The organism is Cohnella thailandensis (assembly GCF_014212135.1).
Classification (GTDB): Bacteria; Bacillota; Bacilli; order Paenibacillales; family Paenibacillaceae; genus Cohnella; species Cohnella thailandensis.
On the sequence record NZ_JACJVQ010000005.1, the window covers coordinates 384041 to 398048 of the forward strand.

Here is a 14008-nt window from a genome sequence, read left to right on the forward strand (position 1 = left end):
TTCAACTGCTTCCCGATTCGGCTTCCGAAAGATGGTATAATTATCGCGTGAAGCCTCAATTCCAGAAAGGCGGTATCGTTGCCATGCCAATTAGCGAGCCCATTATCGGTCCTATTATTGTCGGAACTTATGATTCGTCCGAACGCGAAGGGATTCATCTGGTCCGGTTAAACGCCGAGACGGGGGAACTCAGGAGAATCAACGGCGTATCGGGGGCGGAAAATCCGTCGTTCGTAGCCGTGCACCCGAGCAAGACGTATGTCTATGCGGTAAGCGAGACGGCTGAGGGGGCCGTTGTCTCCTATCGGTACTCTTCGGAAGGGGAGACGTTGACCGAGCTGAACCGGCAGCCCTCCAAGGGGAACGATCCATGCCACCTTCGCGTCGACGCGTCGGGCAGGTGGCTCGTCGCCGTCAACTATTCGTCCGGCAGCGTCTGCCTGTATCCGATCGAGGAGGACGGCTCCATCGGGCCGCTCTCGGACCAAGCGAAGCATGAAGGAAGCAGCGTTCGAAGCGATCGTCAGGAGGCGGCTCACGCCCATTCGATTTTCCCGGTTCCGGGCACTCGGGACTGGATCGTCTGCGACTTGGGAACGGACGGGCTGTACGTTTACCGCATCGACGAGGAGGCGGGCAAGCTGACGCTGCGCCGCCGCTTCGATACGACGCCCGGGGCCGGACCTCGCCATACCGCGTTCCATCCGGCTCTGCCGATCGTCTACGTCGTCGAGGAGCTGAGCTGCGCGGTGACCGCGTACGAATATCGGGCGAACGCCTGCGAGCTTGTTCCGTTGCAGACGGCGACCACGCTTCCCGAAGGATTCGAAGGCGAGAATACCTGCGCGGACATTCATCTGACGGAGTCGGGCGCCTATCTGTATGCCTCGAACCGGGGGCATGACAGCCTTGCGGCCTATCGGGTCCTCGAGGACGGCCGTTTGGAGCCGCTCGGCCACGTGTCCGCGGGAGGCAAGACTCCGCGCAGCTTCGCCGTGTTCGGCGATAATTGGCTGCTAAGCGCGCTTCAGGACTCGAACCGGATCGTCTCCTTCCGGATCGGGACGGACGGCATTCCCTCGCCGACGGGGCATACGCTCGAGATTTATAAGCCGGTCTCGTTGGAGCGTGCTCCCCGGTGGGAGTAAATGCCGGTAGAGCTGTGGAGATCATTAAGGGAGGCCGCGATGAACGAGACCGCATTTGACGAACCTTTATTTGCAAGCTTGAAGCCGGGCTTATTGTCGTTCTGTTACCGGATGCTGGGCTCTATGGACGATGCGGACGATGCCGTTCAGGAGACGAGCATTCGGGTCTGGCAGAGCGGGAGCACGTTCAGACAGGAATCTTCGTTCAAAACTTGGGTCTATCGGATTGCATCGAATATATGCTTAGACAAGCTGAGACAATCCAAGCGCCGCGCGCTTCCCATCGACTTGTTCGATCCGGCCGCCGCCATCGTCGAGCCGCGCGATACGCGGCCGGACGCCTCGTGGATCTGGCCGTCTCCCGACTTCGGAGGCAACCCGGAGGATCGGCTCGTCCGCAAAGATACGCTTCAACTGTGCTTCATCGCTCTCTTGCAGACCTTGCCTCCGCGGCAACGCGCGGTACTTATTTTGAAGGATGTATTCGAATGGTCCTCCAAGCAGATCGCGGACACGTTGGCGATGTCGCCCGCGGCGGTGAACAGTGCCTTGCAGAGAGCCCGAGAGACGATGGACCGGACGCAGCTTCGTTCCGATGAACTCAGCAGGATGGACGCACAGCCGGACCCGCAGCTTCTGTCCCGGTACGTGGAGGCCTTCGAGCGATTCGATATTGCCGCGCTTGTCGCGCTGTTTCACGAGGAGGGCTGCATGTTGATGCCCCCCTTCGAGATGTGGATTCGCGGCAAGGACGATTTATCCGCCTTCTATTCGCTTACGCGCTGGCATTGCGAGGGTTCGCGATTCGTGCCCGTTACGGTGAATGGCGGTTATCCGGCATTGGCCCAGTATATGCCGGGCAAGGAGAACGACAGCCTGGTGCCCTGGGGCATCCACGTCATCGAAACCAAAGAAGATCGAATCCTGCACGTTCAAAATTTCATCAACGCCGAATTATTTTCGCGATTTGGGCTGCCAGAACGACTCGACCGATGAATTTCGTCATTGGCTTACGTCTATATCATTGAGAATAAACCAAACAACGAATTTTACGAGAGAGGTGTCCATTTAAAATGGAAACGAGTCAACCGACGAAAGTAACCGTGCAAGCCGTCATTCAAGCCCCTATCGAGAAGGTATGGCGCTATTGGACCGAGCCGGACCATATTACGAAGTGGAACCAAGCGTCCGAGGACTGGCATGCGCCGAGAGCCGAGAACGATCTGCGGGTCGGCGGCAAGTTTTCGACGCGGATGGAAGCGAAGGATGGCAGCATGGGTTTTGATTTTGCAGGCGTCTACGACGTCGTGAAACGCCACGAGGCGATCGGCTACACCCTCGGAGACGAGAGAAGAGTGGATATTGCCTTCGTCGATCAAGGCAACGAGACGAAGGTCATTGAAACGTTCGACGCGGAAAGCTCCAATCCCGTCGAGTTCCAGAAAGCAGGCTGGCAAGCGATCATGGATAACTTCAAAGCCTATACCGAGCAAAACTAATCATCAAGAAGAAGACGCCGGAAAGATGCCCGGCGTCTTTCTTTTTGAACCCTAGTACGAGCATGCTCTCCGTTAGCCTTAACCTTGTGCCGCATCCATGTTCATGTAGTTAATGGCCCACAGATGTCCGTCCAAGTCCACGAAGCCCCAATGATACATGAACCCATGATCTTCAGGTTCAGCGTGCAATTTCCCGCCCAAGGAGACCGCGGTATTCACGATTTCATCGACCCTTTCCCGGCTCTCGAAGGCCAATGCGATCGTCATCTGCGCATACTTGCTCGTATCGACGGATTCCTTCTCCGTGAGCGTATTAAAGAATGCTTGATTGATCAGCATGACCTGCAGGTTATCGCCGATCACGATGGCTACCGAAGTCTCGTTATCGGGGAATTGCGGGTTGAGCTCGAATCCGAGTCCGGTGAAGAACGCTTTTGATTGTTCCACGTTTTTTACAGGCAGGTTGAAGCTCGTGAATGCGGACGTTAATGCCATTTTCATACACCCCATCGTTAAATGAATTTGGTTGTCATTGATGTCTTCGTTTAATTAGACGACGGCTGATTCGGAAATTCATCGGTCTAGTTCTAGCAGAGGCGCAAATCCGCCAAAGTGGTGCGCCCCGTACCCTACATTCGCTAGCACTGAGTTAGCGAAGACGTCAGGCGGTCGATACCGCTAGATTCCTTTTGTGCTTGCCATTATGCCAAGCACAACCGTCCCCTTCGCCTAATAAAATATAGGCGAGGAGGGAAGGGGCATGGGAACGAACGGATTCGACGTACGCAGGGCCATTCTGCTGGCGGGCATGTGCGGTCAGACGTATAAGCAATACGATCATCCGGACGGCAGCTTCATCGTTCCTGCTCCTTATGCGGCGGTGGCGGCGTTCGACGCCCAGTCGCTGAATCGCAATCGCGAGCTTTTCGGCTTCATCCTCGAATCGGAGGAAGAGGTCGTCATCGCGTTCCGCGGTACGAGCTCGACGTCCGATTGGCTGTCCGACGCGATCGCGTACCAGATGAAGTACCCCTATTGCCGCCATGCGGGGCAGACGCATCGCGGCTTTACCCAGATCTATAAGTCGGCGAGAGCCGGCATAATGAGCGCGCTTGCCCGTCTCAGCAAAGAGAAGAGGCTGGTCGTCACGGGACACAGCCTCGGAGGAGCGCTGGCTACGCTGTGCGCGCTGGACGTCGCGACGAACGTGTCTTTTCGCTCCTGCGCCGTCTACACGTTCGGGTCGCCGAGAGCCGGAGATCCAAGCTTCGTTCGGGCGTTCATGGATGCGGTTCCGAACTCCCATCGGGTCAGCAACCTGTTCGACGCGGTCCCCTATCTTCCGCCGATCGTTTTCCGGCTGCCGCGAAGCAGCAAGGTCTACGAATATCGGCACGTCCGCACCGTCCATACGATGGAGTTCCGCAAGAGGACGATGTCCGGCAATCACGTGATCGGCAGTTACTTCTGGGAGCTGGCGAAGAAGGATCCCGCTTATACGTCCGCTCTGTGCGCGGCCAATCCCGGCTTCTGTCCGACGCGTCCGCAATAAAAGCAAATAGATGGTTTGCCGTCCCTTGCGGGGCGTTTTTTTTTGCGACGGCTCAAGATAACCCGATTGCAAACGAAGACCGGATATTGACAGATAAAGCTAATCGAGCGTACCATGGATTCAACCTAATAACATAGTTATTTAATCGGAAAAGTAGGAAGTGATCGGGTGAACATCGAGAACATGGAAGCGTTCGTGTACGTGATTCATTACGGCAGCTTCAACAAGGCGGCGGACGCGCTGTTTCTGTCGCAGCCTTCGGTGACGGCGCGCATTCAATCGCTGGAGCGGGAGCTGAATTGCCGTCTGTTCGACCGGATCGGCAAGCAGGTGCAGGTGACCGAAGAAGGCAAGCGATTCCTTCCGTACGCGCAGCAGCTCCTTCAAATTTATCGCAAAGGCAAGGAGCATGTTCAGTACAAAAAGCAGCTGCCGAACGAGCTGAGAATCGGCTGCACGGTGTCCGTCGCCAACTATCTGATTCCGGGCTTGCTCCCCGCCATGAGGGAGAAATATCCGCAGATCCGGTTCAAGCTGCAGACCGGAACGACCGACGAGCTGGCGGCCAAGGTGCTGAACAAGGAAGTGGACATCGCCTTCTCGCGGCCTGTGAACCATCCGGAGATTCGTTCCGTCAAGCTGCTGCTCGACCCGATCCGGCTGCATGTGTACGAGGGTCACCCTTTTCTTCGGGAGGAGAACTTGAGCATCGAAGCGATCGGGGACGAGCCGCTCGTCTTCTTCGAATGCGGGGCGCTCGACTGGCTGCGGATTCACCGGGTGTTCGAATCGCTCAATCGGCCCCCGAGGATCGAATTCCAGACGGACAACTCGGAGACGGCGAAGAAGCTCGTGCTGCGCAAAGCCGGAATCTGCTTCCTGCCGGGCATCTGCGCCAGCCAAGAGGTGGCGGAGGGGAAGCTGTTCCCGATCGATTTTCCCGAGACGTCGGGCATCTCCATGCAGACCTGCCTGATCTCGTTTCAAGGCGAGCATACGGAGATCGTCCAGGAATTCGCCTCGATGATGAAGTCTCGTACGGGAGTTTGACGCGAACGATTCAAAAGTTGTATTTATCGATAGATTTTCTCTATTGGGAGTCGCATTGACGCTGCCTGCCCCCGGTGATAAATTAGGTTCAACATAATCCTAACTTAACAGGTAGGAATTATAAGTTATCACGCTAACGAGGGTGGAGGGGTCAAAAATGAAAAAGTCCTTATCGGTATTAACGGCAGCAATCGGATTAGCCGTGGTGATGGGCGGGTGCGGCAACAATAGCTCGAACAACGCTTCCGGCGCCTCGCAGGCTCCGGCAACGGAGTCGGCGCCGGCGTCCTCGTCGGCAGCGGGCGGAACGGCAGAGGTTTCCCCTAGCGCAAGCGCCGAGAGCTCGGCTCCGGCGGAAGTCAAGAAAATCATCGTCGGGACGGGAACCCAGTTCCCGAAGGTCGCCTTTCTCGACGAGAGCGGCAAGCTGACCGGCTTCGACGTCGAGCTCGTTCGCGAGATCGACAACCGATTGCCGGAGTACGAATTCGAGCTGCAAACGTACGATTTCTCCAACCTGCTGCTCAGCCTCGAGACGAAGAAGATCGATTTTATCGCTCACGAGATGGAGAAGAATCCGGAGCGCGAGGCGAAGTACCTGTTCAACAAGGAGCCTTACGCTCACTGGCAGAACAAGATCCTCGTCGCCAAGGACAACGATTCGATCCAAACGCTCGACGATCTGAAGGGCAAGAAGGTTATCGTGGGAGCGACGAGCGCGGAGGCTCAGATCGTCGAGAATTACAACAAGGAGCACGACAACGCGATCAAAATCGTTTATTCGGGCAGCGGCTCGGCGGATTACGTAACCCAGATTTCTTCGGGAAGAGTCGACGCGACGATCGGACCGGACTTCACGCTGCCGCTTATCGATCCGGAAGGCAAGCTGAAGTCGGTCGGAGATCACCTAAGCGCGGCGGATATCCTGTTCGTCTTCCGCAAGGACGATCCGGAGGAGCAAACGCTGGCCGACGCGATCGACGAAGCGATCAAGGAGATCAAAGCGGACGGAACGCTGAGCAAGCTGAGCACGGAATGGCTCGGCGCCGACTTTACCCAGGATATCAAGTAAACGAATGCTCTCAGGGGAGGGGGATCGGGTATGCCGGGCGCCAAGTTCGATATCGCGTACGTGTTCGATTATTTTCCCAAGCTGCTGTCCACGCTGGGCCTCACGCTCACGATCGTTGGCTGGTCTATATTGCTGGGATTGGGCTTCGGCTTTCTCGTCGCCCTTCCCCGGCTTTACAAGGTACCGATCCTGCAGCGCGTCTCGCAAGTATACGTTTCGTTTTTTCGGGGCACGCCGATTCTGATTCAGCTGTTCCTGATCTACTACGGACTTCCCGAGCTTCTTAAGCTCGTTCACGCGGACGTGACCCGGACGCCGGTGCTCGTCTTCGTCGTACTGACGTATTCCCTGCACGCCGGAGCCTATCTCTCGGAGATGATTCGGGCCGGGGTGACGGCGGTGGACCGAGGCCAAGTCGAAGCGGCTTATTCCGTCGGGATGAGCGGCTTCCAGGCTTTTGTCCGCATCGTGCTTCCGCAGGCGTTCGCGATTTCGCTTCCGGTGTTCGCGAATCTGGTCATCGCCACTCTCAAGGATACTTCGCTCGCCTTCTCGCTCGGAGTCATGGAGATGACGGGCAAGGCGCAGACGCTTATTACGCTGAGCCAGCATTTCGTCGAGACGTACATCGCCCTGGCGGTCATTTACTTCGTCATCAGCTTCGCGTTGGAGAAAGTTTTTCTGCTGCTGGAGCGGCGATTGCTGAAGCATGACCGGAGAGAGACGGATTCCGGGAAAAGGTTCGGATGGAGGCGAGCTCCAAGCCTGCGAGGGTTACTGGCCAAGACGGCGCGAGCCCAAGAAGGGAGGAGTCGGGCATGAAGCTGGATCCCGCTTTTATCTGGACGGCTTTCGTCCAGCTGCTGTCCGTCATTCCCACGACGCTGCTCATCACCGCCGTATCGGTGCTCGGCGGGTTCCTGATCGGGACGGGAATCGCGCTTCTGCGCCTCTACCGGGTTCCCGTGCTAAGCCAGATCGCGGCCGGCTACGTCACCTTTATCCGCGGCACCCCGATGATTACCCATCTGCTTCTCATTTATTTCGGCCTTCCCGCTATCGTCGACGCGGTCTCGGAGAGTCTCGGCTCCTCGTTCCGGTCGGTATCGATTCCTTATCTTGCGTTCGCGCTTATCGCTTTTACGATTACGGCCAGCGCCTATATGTCCGAAGTCGTTCGCTCCGGCCTGCTCGCCGTGAACCGGGGGCAGCTGGAGGCCGCCTATTCGATCGGCATGACGACGCCGCAGGCGCTCCGCCGGATCGTGTTCCCGCAGGCGCTTGCCGCGAGCCTTCCCAATCTGTCGAATAGCTTGATCGGAATGCTGCACGGCTCTACGCTGGCGTTCACGGTATCCGTTGTCGAGATCATGGCGAAGGCGCAGATCGTCGCATCGACGAATTGGAAGTTCTTCGAGGCTTATCTCGCCGCGGCGCTTATTTTCTGGGGGCTTACCGTCCTGATCGAGCAGCTGGCGTCGCGAATCGAACGCCGAATCAACGTTTACAACAGAGGAGGGGTCGCATGATCCAGCTCAGCCGGATTACGAAGGCGTTCGGCCGCCACGAAGTGCTGAAGGGCATCGATTTGACGGTCGGGAAGGGGGAGGTCGTCGCGATTCTGGGACCGAGCGGCTCCGGCAAAACGACGCTGCTAAGGTGCATCAACTTCCTGGAGAAGCCGAGCGGAGGGACGGTGGCGATCGGGGACTTCAAGGCGGACGGCAAGCATCCTTCCAAGAAAGAGATTCACGCTCTGCGCCTGAAGTCCGCGATGGTGTTCCAGCATTACAACCTGTTCCGGCATAAGACCGCGCTGGAGAACGTGATGGAAGGACTCGTCGTCGTGAGGAAAATCCCAAAGGAGCAGGCACGGGCGAAGAGCATCTCCGTCCTGGAGAAGGTGGGGCTGGGCTCGAAGATCGACGCTTATCCGAGTCAACTGTCCGGAGGACAGCAGCAGCGGGTCGGCATCGCGAGAGCTCTGGCGCTGGAGCCGGAGGTGATCCTGTTCGACGAGCCGACGTCGGCCTTGGACCCGGAGCTGGTCGGAGAGGTGCTCGAGGTCATCCGCCGGATCGCGAAGGAAGGCATCACGATGATCGTCGTCACGCACGAGATGGGCTTCGCGAGAGACGTGGCGAACCGCGTCGTGTTCATGGACGAAGGCTTAGTGATCGAGGAAGGCGATCCCAAAGAGATCTTCGCGAGGCCGAAGGAAGAGAGAACGAAGCAGTTCCTGAAGCGAATCACTCCGGAGGCCAGCTATTCGATTTGATAGGAGAGGCTTCAGCAAGACGGATAAAGGCTTCATTTAGGTTCAATCAGAGGAGGAGAAGGCGAATGACCTTAAAACTAAGCATTCTGGATCAGAGCTTGATCGGCCCCGGGGAGACGGCGGAGCAGGCTCTGCGGAATACGATCGAGATCGCGAAGCTGGCCGACCGGCTCGGCTACCACCGCTTTTGGGTATCCGAGCACCACGATTCGGATCAGCTTGCCGGCTCCTCGCCGGAGGTGCTGATCTCGCATCTGGCGGCGAACACGAGCCGGATCCGTCTCGGCTCGGGCGGCGTCATGCTTCAGCATTACAGCCCGTACAAGGTCGCCGAGAACTTCAATCTGCTGTCGGCGCTCGCGCCTGGCCGCATCGATCTCGGCATCGGGCGCGCCCCGGGCGGCCTTCCGAATTCCACGAAGGCGCTTCAGCGCGGCGTGACGGAGCCTCTCTCGCTGGGCGAGAAGTTGAAGGAGCTCGAGCAATTCTTGTACGGTACGCTGCCCGAGGAGCATCCGCTTGCCGGCATCCGCGTCACGCCGAAGCCGACGATTTCGCCGGAGCTGTACCAGCTCGGAGCGAGCGCAGCCAGCGCGGAGCTGGCCGCCGAGCTGGGGCGGCCGTACGTGTTCGCGCTGTTCATCAACAGCGATCTGGCCGTTGCCGAGCAAGCGATCAGGACGTACCGAGAGAAGTTTAACCCAGCGAAGGGAACGTCGCCTCATGTGCTTCTGGCCGCTTCCGTGCTTGTCGCGGAGACGGATGAAGAGGCGGCGGAGCTGGCCGAGGAGCTCAAGATCGTGAAGATCCGCTTGGAGAGCGGCCGCACGGTGACGGTCGGCACTCTCGAGCAAGCGGCGGAATTCGTCCGCCAAGCGAACGAGTCCTACGAGATCGATGTGAAGGACGCGGACGTGGCGAAGGGGACGAAGGAGACGGTCCGCGCAAGGCTGCTCGAGCTCCAAAGCCGTCTCGGCATAGACGAGATCATCGCGACGACCCCGATTAAGGACTTCGGGCTGCGCAAGCGTTCGATCGAGCTGCTTCACGAGGCGTTCGCGCCGATCCGGCAGGCTTAGAAGGAGGGAAACCCTATGAACGGCGCAACGAAGGATAAAATCCTGCGCGAGGAGCTTGCGACAAGGCTGATCGCCATCCGGCGGCAGCTGCACGCGAATCCCGAGCTGTCGCATGAGGAATTTCTCACGACCGACGCGATTCGGGAGTGGCTGGCGGAGGAGCAAATCCGCATTCTCGATTACTCGCTTCGCACAGGCGTTATCGCCGAGATCGGCGGGAAGCGGCCGGGGCCGACGATCGCTCTGCGAGCCGATATCGATGCGCTTCCGGTACAGGAAGAGACGGGGCTGCCGTTCGCGTCGCGAGTGCCCGGCCGCATGCATGCCTGCGGTCACGATTACCATACGGCTTCCCTGCTCGGGGCCGCTTTCCTCCTGAAGGAGAAGGAGAGCGAGCTGAACGGAACCGTAAGGCTTATCTTCCAGCCGGCCGAGGAGAAGGCGAAGGGAGCGCTCGAAGTGATCGAGAGCGGGGCGCTCGAAGGCGTCGGCGCCATCTTCGGCCTGCACAACAAGCCGGATCTGCCGGTCGGCACGATCGGCATCAAGGAAGGGCCGCTGATGGCCGCCGCGGACGGCTTCGTCGTTCGGCTGGAGGGCGTCGGCAGCCATGCGGCGGTGCCCGAGGCGGGCGTCGACCCGATCGTCGCCGGAGCCCATCTTATCGCGGCGCTGCAGACGATCGTGAGCCGCAACGTCAGCCCGCTCAAGAGCGCCGTCATCAGCGTGACGCGAATCCATAGCGGCACCTCGTGGAACGTCATCCCGGAGCACGCGCTTCTGGACGGAACGCTGCGTACGTTCGACGAAGAGGTACGTTCCACGGTCAGGGAGCGGTTCGAGCAAGTGACGGAGGGCATCGCCGCCGCCTTCGGGGTGAAAGCTTCCGTCAAGTGGATCGACGGGCCGCCCGCGGTGATCAACGACAAGCGATGGGCCGAAGTCGCGGCGGAATCGGCGCGAAGCGTCGGACTGCATGCGATCGTGCCGACGCCGTCCCCCGCGGGAGAAGACTTCGCCTATTATCGACGGGCTGTGCCCGGAGCCTTCTTCTTCATGGGAACCTCGGGTCCACGGGAGTGGCATCATCCCTCCTTCGACATCGACGAACTGGCGCTTCCTCTCACGGCCGCCTTCTTCGCCCGATTGGCGCAGGACGGCCTCGACAAGCTTAGCCCGGAATAGCGCCCATAAGGCGGACCGATCCTTTCTTAACGACATCCGAAAAGGAGTAACCGATATGAGCCTAAGCGAGCTTGAGATCGCTCGATATTTGAACACGCACGACCAGCTGCAGGCCGCCATCGCGGACTTCACCCCGCAGCAGCTCAAGTGGAAGGAAGCCGCGAACAAATGGAGCATCGCCGAGGTGCTCACCCATCTGGCCGATCACAACATCGTCGTCTCCTTCCGGATCCGCGAGATCCTGTCCGGCTCGGCGGAGCGCCTGCCCGCCTTCAAGCAGGATCCTTGGGTGGCGAACCAATACGGCAACGAAGCGTCGGCTCCCGAGATTTTGACTTTTTACCGTTCGCTGTTGATCTACAACGCGCAGCTATTCCGCCGATTGTCGGAGGAGGACGGGCAGAAGACGGCCGTCAACGCGAAGGGAGACACCGTTAAACTGAACGAAGTCGTTCGCTCCTTCGTCGAGCACGTGCAGCATCACTTGGGGCAGATCGACCGGATCAAGCTGGCCTTGTCCGAAGCGTCGGACAGCGTTCGGAGCCAATAAAGAGACCATGGAGGGATCGGAGACATGCCGGAAACTAAGATTCGCATACGCGACGCCGCCGAGGCGGACAGGGAAGAGCTTCGCAAAATCCTGATCGAGGCTTACGAGCAGTACGCCTCCGACATCCCCGATCGCTGGGAGGCTTACAAGGAATCGATTCTGGCGTCGGTTGACGGGGGAGCTCCCAAGGCTAGGCTGGTCGCCGAGCTGAACGGGGAAATCGTCGGCAGCGCGCTTCTCTTCGATTCTTCGGCCGAAGCTTACGGGGATCCGGAGCTTGGCATTCATAGCCCGATCATACGGCTGCTGGCCGTCTCCCCGTCCCACCGGGGACAGGGCATCGCCACGGCCATCCTGCGCGAGAGCGCCAGACGCGCATCCGAATGGGGGGCGGAGACGCTGCATCTTCACACGTCGGACGTGATGGCTCCGGCAGTCCGTCTGTACGAATATCTCGGCTTCGAGCGGGATTATGACAAGGACGTCCGGCAAGGCGACACTCTCGTGAAGAGCTACAAGCTGCAATTGAAGGCGAAGGCGTTCCACTAAAAAGGAGGATACGGATCCGATGGCGAGAAAAAAACTGAAGTTCGGAGCTTTGATTCACGGAGTCGGAGGCAACGTTTCGGCGTGGAGACATCCGGAGGTGCCGACGGACGCGAGCGTCAATTTCGACTTCTACAAGAGTCAAGCCCGGAAGGCGGAAGAGGGCAAGTTCGATCTCGTGTTCATCGCGGACGGCTTGTACATCAACGAGAAGTCGATCCCCCACTTCCTGAACCGCTTCGAGCCGCTGACGATTCTGTCGGCGCTTGCGGCCGCCACCTCGAAGATCGGCGTCGTCGGCACGCTGTCCACATCCTACAGCGAGCCGTTCACGGTTGCCCGCCAGTTCGGCTCGCTCGATCATATCAGCGGGGGCCGCGCCGGCTGGAACGTCGTCACTTCCCCTCTGGAGGGCTCGGCGCTGAACTACGGCCGGGCGAATCACCCGACGCACGACGAACGCTACGAGATCGCCGAGGAGTTTCTTAAGGTGGCCCGCGGCCTATGGGACTCGTGGGAGGACGACGCCTTCGTGCGGGATAAGGAAAGCGGCGTCTTTTTCGACCCGTCGAAGCTGCATACGCTGAATCACAAGGGCAAGCACTTCTCCGTTCAGGGCCCGCTTAATATCGCTCGATCCAAGCAAGGCCACCCGGTTATCTTCCAGGCCGGCTCGTCGGAGAGCGGCCGCAATCTCGCCGCGAAGGAAGCGGACGCCGTGTTCACCGGGCCCGAAACGCTGGAAGAAGCGAAGGCATTCTACCGGGACGTGAAGCGCCGGGCCGCGCTCGAGGGCCGCTCCCCGGACGATATCGTCATTCTGCCCGGCATCGGCCCGATCATCGGCCGAACCGAGGAGGAGGCCGAGCGTAAGTACCAAGAGATCGCGAGCCTTGTCTCGATAGAGAACGCGCTGAACTACCTCGGACGGTTCTTCGATCACTTCGACTTCTCGCGATACCCTCTGGATGAGCCGTTCCCGGATATCGGGGATCTCGGCAGCAACAGCTTCCGCAGCGGAACGGACAAGATCAAGAAGCAAGCCAAGGAAAAGGGGCTTACGCTTCGCCAGGTAGCGCTTCAGAGCGCGACGCCGAGAGGAGAGTTCTTCGGGACGCCGGAGCAGATCGCGGACCGGATTCAGCTCTGGCACGAGGAAAGCGCGGCGGACGGCTTCATCATTCATTCGAACGTTCCGAGCGGGCTTAGCGATTTCGTCGAGCTTGTCGTGCCGATCCTTCAGGAGCGGGGAATCTACCGTACGGAGTACGAAGCCGACACGCTGCGAGGCAACCTGGGCCTCCCGATCCCGGAGAACCGCTATACGCTGGAGAAGGTTCGCAGCTGACGCTCGCGCCTCAAGCCGTCGCTTTTCCTCGAAGGTCGGGGAACGGGCCCGGCTTTTTTTTCGTCCAATTCGGATCATTCGGCGTAAAATCAGTATAATAGATAGCGATAAATAGAGAGATCCAAAGGAGAGAAACGCATGCCAAGCCAAACGTTGTCGCCTCTGGTCGAGGCGCTTGATCTGCAGCCGCACGTGGAGGGCGGATGGTTCCGCGAAATGTGGAAGTCGTCGTTCGAGATTCCCCGCGAGGTGCTCGGCGCAGCCTATTCCGGGGCGCGGGCGTCGGCAAGCTCGGTTTACTTCCTGCTCCATCCGGGCGAGGTGTCGGCATGGCACAAGGTGCTGTCGGACGAGCTGTGGCTGTACCATTCCGGAGGTCCGCTTCTGCTGACATTGGGCGGCAAAGGCGACGAGCCGGAGAAGGGAGAGACGTTCGTGCTGGGCATGGATCTGGAGAAGGGACAGCGTCCGCAGGCGCTCGTTCCCGCTGGAGCCTGGCAGACGGCGACCCCGCTCGGGGACGAGCCGGTGTTCGTCACTTGCATCGTGGCCCCGGCGTTCCACTATGATGATTTTACGCTGATCGATTCCCGAGAGTAGGCCACGGATCTACCTCCGAAGAGGTCGCAGCCATTCTCGGCGAACCGAATATCAAGACGGATTCCTACTGGGGATATCGGGTCGGCGATTACGTGAAATTC

General features: G+C 59.1%; 16 protein-coding genes. 15 read left to right on the plus strand and 1 reads right to left on the minus strand.

The genetic code is table 11. The features are described 5' to 3' along the window. Positions 1 to 83: 83 nt before the first annotated feature. The 3 genes from H7B67_RS06620 to H7B67_RS06630 all read left to right on the plus strand — a co-directional run bounded on the left by H7B67_RS06620 (position 84) and on the right by H7B67_RS06630 (position 2647). On the plus strand, positions 84 to 1148 hold the full coding sequence (locus tag H7B67_RS06620; RefSeq protein WP_185118995.1) for a lactonase family protein: 1065 nt from the start codon (positions 84 to 86) through the stop codon (positions 1146 to 1148). A 39-nt stretch (positions 1149 to 1187) separates the two neighbouring features. Next, positions 1188 to 2144 carry a sigma-70 family RNA polymerase sigma factor gene (locus H7B67_RS06625; protein WP_185118996.1) on the plus strand — a complete coding sequence of 319 codons (957 nt, stop codon included), beginning with the start codon at positions 1188 to 1190 and terminating at the stop codon, positions 2142 to 2144. A 77-nt stretch (positions 2145 to 2221) separates the two neighbouring features. Then, positions 2222 to 2647, plus strand: coding sequence for an SRPBCC family protein (locus H7B67_RS06630; protein WP_185118997.1), 426 nt, complete (start codon positions 2222 to 2224; stop codon positions 2645 to 2647). A gap of 78 nt (positions 2648 to 2725) precedes the next feature. Here H7B67_RS06630 and H7B67_RS06635 read toward each other — a convergent pair whose 3' ends face one another. After that, positions 2726 to 3142 (minus strand): VOC family protein, encoded by a 417-nt coding sequence (locus H7B67_RS06635; RefSeq protein WP_185118998.1) that lies wholly within the window; start codon positions 3140 to 3142, stop codon positions 2726 to 2728. A 265-nt stretch (positions 3143 to 3407) separates the two neighbouring features. Between H7B67_RS06635 and H7B67_RS06640 the strand changes: the two genes are divergently transcribed. From H7B67_RS06640 to H7B67_RS06695, 12 genes are all read left to right on the plus strand, one after another. Beyond that, positions 3408 to 4199, plus strand: a complete 792-nt coding sequence (locus H7B67_RS06640) for a lipase family protein (protein WP_185118999.1) — start codon at positions 3408 to 3410, stop codon at positions 4197 to 4199. 168 nt (positions 4200 to 4367) lie between these two features. Beyond that, entirely contained in the window at positions 4368 to 5249 is an 882-nt protein-coding gene (locus H7B67_RS06645) for a LysR substrate-binding domain-containing protein (protein ID WP_185119000.1), read from the plus strand. A gap of 157 nt (positions 5250 to 5406) precedes the next feature. Then, on the plus strand, positions 5407 to 6321 hold the full coding sequence (locus H7B67_RS06650; RefSeq protein ID WP_185119001.1) for a transporter substrate-binding domain-containing protein: 915 nt from the start codon (positions 5407 to 5409) through the stop codon (positions 6319 to 6321). 30 nt (positions 6322 to 6351) lie between these two features. Further along, positions 6352 to 7143 carry an amino acid ABC transporter permease gene (locus H7B67_RS06655; RefSeq protein ID WP_185119002.1) on the plus strand — a complete coding sequence of 264 codons (792 nt, stop codon included), beginning with the start codon at positions 6352 to 6354 and terminating at the stop codon, positions 7141 to 7143. Continuing rightward, a complete protein-coding gene (locus H7B67_RS06660) occupies positions 7140 to 7850 on the plus strand; it encodes an amino acid ABC transporter permease (protein ID WP_185119003.1) in 711 nt (236 codons plus the stop codon). The genes H7B67_RS06655 and H7B67_RS06660 overlap by 4 nt, the downstream gene beginning before the upstream one ends. After that, positions 7847 to 8599 (plus strand): amino acid ABC transporter ATP-binding protein, encoded by a 753-nt coding sequence (locus H7B67_RS06665; RefSeq protein ID WP_185119004.1) that lies wholly within the window; start codon positions 7847 to 7849, stop codon positions 8597 to 8599. Before H7B67_RS06660 ends, H7B67_RS06665 begins: the two co-directional genes overlap by 4 nt. A gap of 65 nt (positions 8600 to 8664) precedes the next feature. Continuing rightward, complete coding sequence (locus H7B67_RS06670) at positions 8665 to 9678, plus strand: LLM class flavin-dependent oxidoreductase (RefSeq protein WP_185119005.1); 1014 nt, start codon at positions 8665 to 8667, stop codon at positions 9676 to 9678. Positions 9679 to 9693: 15 nt separating this feature from the next. Next, positions 9694 to 10863: an amidohydrolase gene (locus H7B67_RS06675; RefSeq protein ID WP_185119006.1), complete on the plus strand. Its 1170-nt coding sequence runs from the start codon at positions 9694 to 9696 to the stop codon at positions 10861 to 10863. Positions 10864 to 10918: 55 nt separating this feature from the next. After that, a complete protein-coding gene (locus H7B67_RS06680; RefSeq protein ID WP_185119007.1) occupies positions 10919 to 11413 on the plus strand; it encodes a DinB family protein in 495 nt (164 codons plus the stop codon). Between the two features lie 24 nt (positions 11414 to 11437). After that, positions 11438 to 11962 carry a GNAT family N-acetyltransferase gene (locus tag H7B67_RS06685; RefSeq protein ID WP_185119008.1) on the plus strand — a complete coding sequence of 175 codons (525 nt, stop codon included), beginning with the start codon at positions 11438 to 11440 and terminating at the stop codon, positions 11960 to 11962. A gap of 19 nt (positions 11963 to 11981) precedes the next feature. Then, complete coding sequence (locus tag H7B67_RS06690; RefSeq protein WP_185119009.1) at positions 11982 to 13307, plus strand: LLM class flavin-dependent oxidoreductase; 1326 nt, start codon at positions 11982 to 11984, stop codon at positions 13305 to 13307. A gap of 138 nt (positions 13308 to 13445) precedes the next feature. After that, entirely contained in the window at positions 13446 to 13907 is a 462-nt protein-coding gene (locus H7B67_RS06695; protein ID WP_185119010.1) for a cupin domain-containing protein, read from the plus strand. The last annotated feature ends 101 nt before the right edge of the window (positions 13908 to 14008 follow it).